Origin of the sequence: Methyloceanibacter sp. (assembly GCF_041573655.1) — a bacterium.
Taxonomy (GTDB): Bacteria; Pseudomonadota; Alphaproteobacteria; order Rhizobiales; family Methyloligellaceae; genus Methyloceanibacter.
Genome location: NZ_JBFFQD010000071.1, coordinates 1 through 7,740 on the forward strand (window position 1 = coordinate 1; position 7,740 = coordinate 7,740).

Consider the following 7,740-nt stretch of genomic DNA (forward strand, 5'->3'; position numbering starts at 1 on the left):
CATTCGGCGATGAAAGTTTCGCGCAGGATATTGGCAATCTTCGCCGGCTCGATCTCGAAGCGGCGCGGCGCAATGCGCCCATTGCGTATGTGGTCCCAATACGCGAAAAGCTGTTTGCTTGTTGGCTGTTGCATAGCCCGCCCGACACAAAGCTCTATAGGTTGCTCTCGAGCCCTAAGTCCCAGGGCCCAACCAGGGCCTTGAGTCCCGGTCTGGCCCACTCATTTGGGCAGCTCACCCCAAGCTAAGCAGGGAGCGTGCCAGGGAGCGGGGTGCGCTCTCTGGTGGTGGCGTGGCTGCCGTTAAGGTTGCCGCGGTAAGGACTGAAACGGCTTTTTTTGGCGGGTCTTCGAATGACGTCACGCGAACCAATGCTGAACGTTCCGCGTGCCGTGACGCTGGCCGCGGGTCTCATGATCGGGATTCAGGTTGTGAGGGGCCTGTTGCCGGACGAGACCGATGTGGCTTTTCTGCTGTCCTTGGCGTTCATTCCCGCCCGTTACAGCGGGGCGGCGGTCGAACTGCCGGGTGGTTACCTCACCGCCGTCACGTCGTTTGTGACCTACATGGTCGTGCACGGCGGCTGGATGCACCTCTTGGTTAACGTCGCTTGGATGCTCGCCTTCGGCACGGCCGTGGCCCGGCGCATCGGGACGCGCGGCTTCTTCGTCTTTTCGATTTTGTGCGGTATCGCCGGTGCGCTAACGCACCTTGTCCTTCATTGGGGCGAAATGGCTCCCATGGTGGGAGCCTCGGCGGCCATTTCGGGACAGATGGCCGGGGCGTTGCGGTTCATTTTCTTCGCCAAGCGCGAGCCGGATGAAAAAATGCCGGATTTCGTGGGTGCCCCGCTGGCGAGCCTTGCGACGGCACTGCGGGACCACCGGATTGTCGGGTTTGTCATCTTCTGGGTGGTGCTTAACGCCTATTTCGGTCTGACCTCGGTTTCGTTCGGCGGGACGAGCGGCGGAATTGCTTGGGAGGCGCATATCGGCGGGTTCCTCTGCGGGCTCTTGATCTTCGGCTTCTTCGACCCGCGAGGCCCGTCTGAGGCCACTTCGCAGTCGCGGTAAGCGGCGGATTTCTGCGGTTGATTCGGCGGCGGCTTGCGCGCGGTTACACTCCAAGACATGATGTCGCACAAACGGGGCTTAAGTTCCCGGGCTGGAGGAAACTATGAACGTCGCAGCAATCCTGAAGTTGAAGGGCAGGGACGTCATCACGGCGCCGCCGGAGACGCCCCTGCTTGAGATTGCCCGGCTCCTTGGGACACATGGAATCGGTTGCATTGTGGTCGCCGAGGCCGATGGCAAGGTGAGCGGCATTGTCTCGGAGCGAGACATTGTGCGCGAGATCGCACGGGCGGGCGCTTCGGTGCTCGACCAGCCCGTGGAGGCCTGCATGACCAAGTCGGTGGTCAGCTGCCGGGAGTCGGACACGATGGACCAGCTGATGGGCGAGATGACCGCCCACAGGTTCCGTCACATGCCGGTGGTGGACCGCGGACGCTTGGTTGGTCTCGTGTCGATTGGTGACGTGGTGCGAATGCGGATCGCCGAAGCCGAAATGGAAGCGGCGGCAATGCGCGAATACATCGCCACGGGCTGATCGTGCGGCCTAGGCGGCCAGCGCGCGCACCGCAATTCTGATCTCTTCAAGCTGGGCTTCGGTAGCCTTGGCGCCGGCGGCGATTGCCTCCTTGGCGCGATGGAAGTCGAACAGGCCAATTCCGCCGACCTTTGGGTTGACCGTAATGTCGGGCGGGTCGCCGGCAAGCCGTGACCGGGCGATGCGGTCCTGCGTGATGTTGATCGCATCGATCATGACCGCCGACATGCCAGGCGCGCCCTTGCCGCCGAAAATCTGTCGATGCAGGAGGTGTACGGCCGCGCGGCCGTTACCTTGGGGTGGCTCTGTCTCTGTAGCGGGCAAAGGTGGTTCGGCGAGTGCTTCTTGATCGTGGATCACGCTGCCCTTGCCGAACAGGTCGTTGTTCAGGTTCACGGCGATGACGATGCGTGCGCCGAGCGCGCGGCAAACGGAGACAGGGATCGGGTTCACCAATGCCCCGTCGATGAGCCAGCGTCCATTGATCTGCATGGGGCGAAAAATGCCCGGCAGCGCGAACGACGCCTTCAAGGCCGTGACAAGATCGCCCTTCTTCAGCCAGATCTCGTGCCCGGTGCCGAGTTCCGTGGCGACCGCCACGAATGGACGTTCCATGTCCTCGATGGCGATGCCATTGAGGTGTGTCTCAAGCCGTGCGCTGAGCTTCTGCCCGGTGAGCAGCCCGGATCCGCCGAAGTTGAAATCGAGAAAACCGAAAAGCCGCCTGCGCGTGAGCGTCGTGGCGAACTCCTGCAACCCGTCCAGCTTGCCGGTGACATAGCAGCCACCGGCAACCGCACCGATCGAGGTACCCGCAACGATGTCGGGTTCCAACCCTGCGGCAATGAGCGTGCGTAGCACGCCGATATGGGACCAGCCGCGCGCGGCGCCACCGCCGAGCGCCAGGCCGATGGTCGGTCTTACCATTCCTAACGCCTCACACAGGACATATGGCCCTGTTGCGAAAAGCTCACAAGCGATCCTACGTATCGTTCACGAGACTTTGTCGACTTAGATCAGTTTACGATGAAGACTTTAAGGTTCCCTTTGCGGCGCCACCGTGGCTGTAGACGGCCGCGGGATCGAAGTGGCGCTCGGCGTCGACTTGGGTCATCGTTTTACCCGCCGCGCCGCGCATGGGAACGGAGCGATAGAAACAGGACACACGGCCCGTGTGGCAGCAGGCGCCGTCGCCTTCCATTTCCACTTTGAGCCACAGGACGTCCTGATCGCAGTCGGTACGCATCTCGACAATGCGTTGGGTGTTGCCGCTGGTCTCGCCTTTACGCCATAGGGCCTTTCGCGAGCGCGACCAGTAACAGGCCTCACCCGTCTCGATCGAGCACGCGAGCGCTTCTTCGTTCATGTAAGCGAACATCAGCACGTCGCCCGTCTTGGCGGAGGTCACGATGACGGGCAGGAGACCGTGCGCGTCGAATTCAGGCGCGAAGACGTCGCCTTCCTCGCGCGCGGCCTTGTCGTCAATCTTGGGAAAGCGGTTTGCGTCGGTCACCGCGATATCTTCCTTCCGCGACCGACGAGCCTTTACGAACGGCGATCGGTCGCCAAATTCATGAAGCGCGCCTGTTGCGCCGGATCTTCCTTGAAGACACCGGTGAACTGGGTGGTGATCGTCGCCACGCCGGGCTTGCGAACACCGCGCATCGACATGCATTGATGCACCGCCTCGATCATCACCGCCACGCCCTTGGGCTTCAACACCTGGTCGATCGTTTCTGCGATCTGGGCGGTCATGGTCTCTTGCGTCTGTAAGCGGCGGGCGAACACTTCGACCACGCGTGCGAGCTTTGAGAGACCCACCACGCGGTCCGTCGGGAAGTACGCGATATGCGCCCGGCCAATGAAGGGGACCATGTGATGCTCGCAATGCGAATTAAGTTCGATGTCGCGCAGCATGACGATGTCGTCGTAGCCAGCCACGTCGTCGAAGGTCCTCGACAGGACCTCGAGCGGGCATTCCTTATAGCCGGCGAAGAATTCGTCATAGGCGCTCGTGACGCGCTTTGGCGTGTCGCGCAGGCCCTCGCGGTCGGGATCGTCGCCAGCATAGGCAATGAGCGTGCGCACAGCTTCCTGGGCCTTCTCGCGGGAGGGACGGGTGATTTGCGGACCGCGGCCAATTTCCATCCCGGCATGGGGCTGGCTGGTGCGCCGATCCTTCGTCGTGGCGTCCATGATGTGCGATTTTCCTTTTCTGGCTATACACTTACGCCTTAGTACCAAGGCGCGACACGGAGCGCGTGGCCGTCCGAGCCTCCGCTGCATATATAATGCGCGCGTTCCTCCCGCAAGGCGAGGCGCCCAAAGCGGATTCCTGAGAGGCATCGTTTCGTGACCCGGCCGGAAGACATCTATAGCGATCAATTGCTTGCGCTGGTGGCGGCGATGCCGCGCACGGAGCGCTTGGCCCAGCCCCAGGCCACCGCCAAGGCCCATTCCAAGCTCTGCGGCAGTACCGTGGAGGTGGATCTGGTCATGGAAGGCGATGTGGTCACCGATTATGGGCAGACGGTGCGGGCCTGCCTTCTGGGGCAGACCGCCGCCGCCATCATGGGCCGGGAGATCGTCGGCACCTCGGCTGCCGAACTGCGTGAGGTGGGCGCGGTGATGCGCAAGATGCTGAAAGAGGGCGGTCCGCCGCCGGGAGGCCGCTGGAAGGATCTGGCGCTTTTGGAGCCGGTCCGCGATTATAAGGCGCGGCAGCCCTCGACGCTCCTCGTGTTCGATGCCGTAGAGGACGCGATCGCCCAGATCGAGGCGAACAGTGGGTCCGAGCCAACGCCCGAACGTGCAGCCGTAAACGATGCATAGCTCCAGTCTTAAGCGGGACATCGCCAAGGCGCTGACGCTCGCGCCGATCATGGCGTATCGCTACACATTCTCTGCGCTTGTCGGCGGGCATTGCCGCCATCTGCCGACCTGCTCGGACTATGCGCGCGAGGCCATCGACACCAACGGGGCCTGGAAAGGTGGCTGGCTCACGCTCGCCAGACTATGCCGCTGTCATCCGTGGGGGAGCCATGGGCTCGACCCGGTTCCTGACCTGCGGGCCGAGCACCATCCCTTCGCCCCTTGGCGCTACGGACGCTGGCGTACTAGTTAGCGCTCGTTTGCGGGCCTGCGCATAGGTCGCCGGGTGGGGCGAGCAAAGTCGGCTGGGCCTTTCGTATATCTAGAATGGCTCGGTCAATTCCCTTGCAGTTTACGTCGATCTGATCGTCCAGATATTTCTGAACCTGCTTGCTGAGCCACCAACTCATCGAGACGTCTGCAACTTTGCAAGTCCCATCCGAGTCCGGCACATACAAGGGCGAAACGGAGATGTGCAGAAAGTTTTTGCTACCGAGATCGCTCAGCGCCCGCAAGGCCCTGCCGCCCTGCGCGCCGCGAGCGGCTAGCAGTCCACCGATCGGACCTCTAAATTCCGCGAGAAAGAGCCGATCGGGTGCATCGACAACTGCCGGTGTCGGAAGTTTCAGCGGGTCCTGGCCATTCATGTTCTTGCATGGCGACCGGGATGCCTGAGGACCTTGATCGTTTTCCTTGATGAGATTTGGGACGAGGAAACTTGGGTCGTTCGTGATCTCAATAACGAACGGGTTCAGGCACTCTTCTATTCCTTTGTCGTTTTTAACGCATGTTTTCTTGAGCTGCGTTGCGATATCCCACGCTGTTGCGGCTCCATAGTTCTCGAAATAACCACCGTCAATAACGCGTGTGATGATCTGGTCTTGGGCGTTGAGGATGTTCCCAGGCGGAGAGATGATTGGGAAGCGTGCGCTAAGCATCGCGGCCGTCGACAGGGGAACGTCTCGGACAATGGACGATTGGAAGGCGCGATCCCATAGTCCCGTCGGGCCGGTGCCGGGTTTTATCGTGTTAGCGAGCAGATCGTGTAGGTCGTATGCATCGGGGAATAGCGGTTTTCCAAATTCCATGCGTGGATTGATCGGCGCGATGACGACGCGTCGTCCTGTACCGGCATCCGTCCCGTTGAGAAGGAGTATTGGAGTCCAGGCTTTGTCCGATGTCGAAGCAGGGTCACGCCCGCTTGCGCTCAGAAATGGAGCGCGCATTCCCGTGAAGTCGTCCGGCTCGCAGACCTTGCCCGTCATGCCGAGACAGAATCGATCCTCCCAGGCAAGTTCGAGGATTTCGGCCCGGTCGCGCATATCCAAACCGAAATATCTCGCGATCGGGGCGAGCCCTCGAATGGCATCCTTGTAGACGAGGCCATACAAGGTCGGCGAGATGAAGTCGCCGGCGAGCAATTGCTCCATGCATTGCCGCCACGTCTTGGGCTTCCCGGTGAAGTAGACGAGATTGTCGGTGTCCTCCATGCACGGCTGAGGAACCACTTTCGTATTTGATGTTTTCCCAGTGGGGGCATCGGATCGGTCCAATGCTGCAAGAAAGAACGCCGCGCCAGCCGAACTGCCTGAGACTGTCGATATCGCAAAGAGCTGGCGTTTGAAGTCATGGAGACCGCGGAGGTTCCGCTGGGTAGTGCCTCGGGTAGCGTTGCTTCGATCCATCAGTTCGCCGAGCACGCCTGCAGTAAAAAATCCGGCGCGAGATGCGCCCCCAGAAGCGGCAACGATGATCGGGCGCGGGCAGTTTTTAGGACTTCCCCCACACTCGTGTGCCTCCTGCCAGCGATCGATGGCCTGATGGATTCGTTCTCTTTTGAAGCCAGCACCGGGTTTTGGGGGCGCCTCGGTCACTGACGCGAGATGGTCAACCCAGACACGCCGCACCTCGTGGTTGTCGCCAAAATAGGCCAACCCCTCGAGCCCGAGGAACGCCAATAGGATGAACGGCACTCGGTATTGACGTCCTTTGTAGGCGAGCCAGGCGAGGATCGGCACCCAGCCTCCAAGCAAGAGTGGGATTAGTGGCGCCCTCCAAAGCAAACGTGAAACCTGCACCGGGTCAGGCAGGAAGAGCACAAAAAAGATGATTCCGAGCAAGATCATGAGCCCAGCGCCGACTTTGGGGCTGAGCATTGAGAAGATGTTTTGGCGCCAGATGAGAAACAGAAGAAGGGCGGCGGCTAGGACGATCGCCATCCACATGATCGCCAGTGTTTGTGTATGGGCATCCGCGTAAAAGGTGCTGTCAGGTGGGCTCAGGAGTCCGGACTGGGCGCGATAAGCGCCGATCGCTACGGAAACGAGGCAAAAGACAGCGAGAACACGTGGTACCCAGGTTTCGGATAGTGAACGGGGCTTTCCAAGGAACGAAGGATCGAGGTCCAGGTCGCGCCGCGCGGCATAGTGGACAGGCAGGGCCCACAAGAAGACCACCGAGAGCAGGAAGAACGACCAAAACGCGACGTTCACCGGATCCCACACGCTCGTGGTCCGAACTTCCAGAAACGTATCGTGTACCTGCGGAATACAGATGAACAGGATCGCGCCAATAGCGGTGCTGATAACGCTGACCCGAGAGACCCAAAGCACCAAGCTTAGGTGCACGACGCCATCCCAGAGCCGCGACAAGTGTTCCTTTAACGACGGCGAGGTGGACCGCAAGACCTGCTCCCCGGATGCGCAACCCTAGGTAGGCAGAGTGTACAATAGCAATTGCGGAGGTGAAACTGGATTTCCTAGCTGGTGGGAACACTCGGCCCGTCGTGTGAGAAGGCATCCACCCTTCCGCCCCTTGGCGCTACGGGCGCTGGCGCCTAAATACGAGTGACGTGGCCGCCGATTCCCGCTAAAAGCGGCGCCGCCGACTGACATCCGTCTTACCTGCGCTGGTACGCAGGAGTGAGAGGAGAACGAGATGATTTCCCTTAAGTTTCCCGATGGTTCCGCGCGCGACTTCGAATCTGGAGTCACGGGCCGGGACGTGGCCGAATCCATCGCCAAGTCGCTGGCCAAGAAGGCCGTGGCCATGGCGCTCGACGGCGAGGTGCGCGACCTCTACGAGCCCATCGAGAACGACGCCGAGATCCGCATCATTACGCGCGGCGACGCGGAAGCGTTGACGCTGATCCGCCATGACGCGGCGCATGTCATGGCCGAGGCCGTGCAGGAACTCTATCCGGGCACGCAAGTGACGATCGGCCCGGTGATCGACAACGGCTTCTATTACGACTTTGCGCGC

Annotated in this window: 10 protein-coding genes; 5 read left to right on the forward strand and 5 right to left on the reverse strand. The window is 61.0% G+C overall.

All coding sequences use genetic code 11. From position 1 onward, the window contains the following. A partial coding sequence (locus ABY454_RS11575) for a PAS domain-containing protein (RefSeq protein ID WP_372930848.1) occupies nucleotides 1–134 on the reverse strand: 134 nt, incomplete at its 3' end. A 219-nt stretch (nucleotides 135–353) separates the two neighbouring features. On the opposite strand from ABY454_RS11575, the gene ABY454_RS11580 reads away from it, so the two are divergent. Together ABY454_RS11580 and ABY454_RS11585 are read left to right on the forward strand one after the other, a co-directional pair. Continuing rightward, nucleotides 354–1,073: a rhomboid family intramembrane serine protease gene (locus ABY454_RS11580; RefSeq protein WP_372930835.1), complete on the forward strand. Its 720-nt coding sequence runs from the start codon at nucleotides 354–356 to the stop codon at nucleotides 1,071–1,073. A 103-nt stretch (nucleotides 1,074–1,176) separates the two neighbouring features. After that, nucleotides 1,177–1,608: a CBS domain-containing protein gene (locus ABY454_RS11585; RefSeq protein ID WP_372930836.1), complete on the forward strand. Its 432-nt coding sequence runs from the start codon at nucleotides 1,177–1,179 to the stop codon at nucleotides 1,606–1,608. Nucleotides 1,609–1,617: 9 nt separating this feature from the next. Here ABY454_RS11585 and ABY454_RS11590 read toward each other — a convergent pair whose 3' ends face one another. The 3 genes from ABY454_RS11590 to folE form a co-directional block, all read right to left on the reverse strand. Then, a complete protein-coding gene (locus ABY454_RS11590) occupies nucleotides 1,618–2,535 on the reverse strand; it encodes a patatin-like phospholipase family protein (protein ID WP_372930837.1) in 918 nt (305 codons plus the stop codon). 94 nt (nucleotides 2,536–2,629) lie between these two features. Then, nucleotides 2,630–3,121: a phosphoribosyl-AMP cyclohydrolase gene (gene hisI, locus ABY454_RS11595; protein ID WP_372930838.1), complete on the reverse strand. Its 492-nt coding sequence runs from the start codon at nucleotides 3,119–3,121 to the stop codon at nucleotides 2,630–2,632. Between the two features lie 32 nt (nucleotides 3,122–3,153). Further along, the gene (gene folE / locus ABY454_RS11600; protein WP_372930840.1) at nucleotides 3,154–3,804 is read right to left on the reverse strand and encodes a GTP cyclohydrolase I FolE; all 651 of its coding nucleotides are present in this window, start codon (nucleotides 3,802–3,804) and stop codon (nucleotides 3,154–3,156) included. A gap of 210 nt (nucleotides 3,805–4,014) precedes the next feature. On the opposite strand from folE, the gene ABY454_RS11605 reads away from it, so the two are divergent. Together ABY454_RS11605 and yidD are read left to right on the forward strand one after the other, a co-directional pair. Next, a complete protein-coding gene (locus ABY454_RS11605) occupies nucleotides 4,015–4,440 on the forward strand; it encodes an iron-sulfur cluster assembly scaffold protein (protein ID WP_372930850.1) in 426 nt (141 codons plus the stop codon). Next, on the forward strand, nucleotides 4,433–4,732 hold the full coding sequence (yidD, locus tag ABY454_RS11610) for a membrane protein insertion efficiency factor YidD (protein WP_372930842.1): 300 nt from the start codon (nucleotides 4,433–4,435) through the stop codon (nucleotides 4,730–4,732). The genes ABY454_RS11605 and yidD overlap by 8 nt, the downstream gene beginning before the upstream one ends. Here yidD and ABY454_RS11615 read toward each other — a convergent pair. Continuing rightward, a complete protein-coding gene (locus tag ABY454_RS11615; protein WP_372930844.1) occupies nucleotides 4,725–7,130 on the reverse strand; it encodes a hypothetical protein in 2,406 nt (801 codons plus the stop codon). The genes yidD and ABY454_RS11615 overlap by 8 nt on opposite strands. 286 nt (nucleotides 7,131–7,416) lie before the next feature. Here ABY454_RS11615 and ABY454_RS11620 point away from each other — a divergent pair. After that, nucleotides 7,417–7,740, forward strand: a 324-nt coding sequence (locus tag ABY454_RS11620) for a TGS domain-containing protein (protein ID WP_372930846.1), incomplete at its 3' end; no start/stop codon positions are given.